Annotated in this window: 2 protein-coding genes and 1 pseudogene; all 3 read left to right on the top strand. The window is 45.8% G+C overall.

Features of this window, described 5'->3' with window-relative positions; genetic code table 11:
• A pseudogene (locus tag F6K38_RS42645) lies at window positions 1-527 on the top strand (cation:proton antiporter); the annotation flags it as partial.
• A complete protein-coding gene (locus tag F6K38_RS42640) occupies window positions 524-913 on the top strand; it encodes a Na+/H+ antiporter subunit E (RefSeq protein ID WP_287267383.1) in 390 nt (129 codons plus the stop codon). The pseudogene F6K38_RS42645 and the gene F6K38_RS42640, both read left to right, overlap by 4 nt.
• Window positions 910-1,156, top strand: a 247-nt coding sequence (locus F6K38_RS42635; RefSeq protein ID WP_287360941.1) for a hypothetical protein, incomplete at its 3' end; no start/stop codon positions are given. The genes F6K38_RS42640 and F6K38_RS42635, both read left to right, overlap by 4 nt.

Raw genomic sequence — 1,156 nt, 5'->3', positions numbered from 1 at the left:
GGGCGCTCTTTTTAATCGCGGGTGTTTTGCCCAGCCGCAACCTCAAGGAACTGCAACATCAGCCGATTAATACCCAAATCTGGATTGCCCTGGCTATAGCTAGCTTCTCAATTTCCGGCTTTCCCTTGTTGTCTGGTTTTGGGGCGAAGGTGTTAACCATGAAGAATCTAGTGCCCTGGCAAGTTATCGGTATGAATATTGCTGCCCTAGGAACAGCCATATCCTTTGCTAAATTCATCTTTCTGCCCCATGGGGATGGCAGCCAAGGGCAGGTAAAGGTCGGTTTTTGGTTAGCGATGATACTGTTGCTCGGTGGGCTGATTGCTGCCAATGGTGTGTACTACCAAGCATATAATTTTGCCAATATTATCAAACCCCTGGCAACCATTGGTCTGGGATGGTTGGCATATTTTTTGATTTTCAAACGATCTGTACTCAAGCTACCCCGTGTGCTTGAGGAATTTGACCATCTCATTGGGGTGATGAGTTTAATGTTAGTCTTATTGTTCTGGATGGTGTTTGCATGATTGGGCATCTAAATCTAATCTTACGACTGGTTATCTGGTTTTTGCTCACTGCCAATCTGAGTCCGTCAAATATCATGATTGGGATTGCGATCGCATTCCTATTACCAGGACGCCCCAAAACCCCAGAAGCCTTAAAGGATTGGCTGCGGGTGCTGGGTGAAGTGATAGTGGCGATTCCCCAGGCATATATTGAGGCATTTGAAATCATGCTCCGTCCCCATAACCACGAAGATGTGATCATGGAAGGAGTCAAACCCCAACGGACCCCTGGGCTAATATTCCTGGATATATTCCTGATCACCTTTACACCAAAAACCATTGTGTTGAAATACCACAAAGATGGCAGGTACGAAGTACACCGGGTTCGACGGAGGAAAAATCGATGACACTAATCCTGATTGCCATGATTCTGGCTTTGCTCATCCCCATTTATGAGGCTTGGCAAGATGATGATATTTGGCAAAAAATGTTGGCATTTGCCAGTATTGCCACCAAAACATCCATCATGATCCTAGTGGTATCTGTTTTGCGCGATGATTGGATGATCGGTGTTGTCGGGGTGATCATCCTGAGTGTGGGGAATGCTGGATTAATGCTACTGGCACATGTAATTAAACGAGTCAATAACC

Source organism: Moorena sp. SIO3B2 (assembly GCF_010692525.1).
In the GTDB taxonomy this organism is placed as follows: domain Bacteria; phylum Cyanobacteriota; class Cyanobacteriia; order Cyanobacteriales; family Coleofasciculaceae; genus Moorena; species Moorena producens.
Note: the sequence above shows the minus strand (reverse complement) of the source record. Positions and strands in the feature narration are given on the sequence as shown.

Excerpts from the sequence above, each read along its gene's own strand:
- F6K38_RS42640 (WP_287267383.1), top strand. The coding sequence starts at position 524 with ATGATTGGGCATCTAAATCTAATCTTACGACTGGTTATCTGGTTTTTG.